At 67.9% G+C, this 399-nt stretch carries 1 pseudogene; it reads left to right on the plus strand.

The features are described 5' to 3' along the window. Positions 1-330 (plus strand): annotated as a pseudogene (locus tag DNK59_RS31450) (DUF3382 domain-containing protein); the annotation flags it as partial. Positions 331-399 lie beyond the last annotated feature (69 nt).

A 399-nucleotide genomic window follows, 5' to 3' on the forward strand; every position in this document is an offset into this window, starting at 1 on the left:
GGGCTCCGTGCAGCCCGCTTCGCGCTGCACCAGCCCCGCGGGGCGTGGCTGGTCGCGCTTGTCATGGCCGCCCGCTAGGCCCTGAGCCTGTTCCTGCAAACCCCCAAGGGCCTGAAGATGCTCCAGGGCTTCGAGACCACAGGTGCCGGGGTGCATGTGCTGGCACCGGACTACAAGTCGCGGCTGCGCTGGATCATCCCGGCGCTGATCGTGCTCGCCATCGTGTTCCCGTTCTTCGCTAACAAGTACCTGCTGACCGTGGTCATCCTCGAGCTGATATACGTGCTGCTGGGCCTGGGGCTGGACCTCGTGGTGGGACTGGCGGGGCTGGGGGGCCCGGTCGCTTGATCCCAGCCGACGCGGCCGGCGCGCGATGTCGGAGGTCAATATGTGGTGGCG

Source organism: Pseudomonas sp. TKO26, from assembly GCF_003225665.1.
Taxonomy (GTDB): domain Bacteria; phylum Pseudomonadota; class Gammaproteobacteria; order Pseudomonadales; family Pseudomonadaceae; genus Aquipseudomonas; species Aquipseudomonas saponiphila.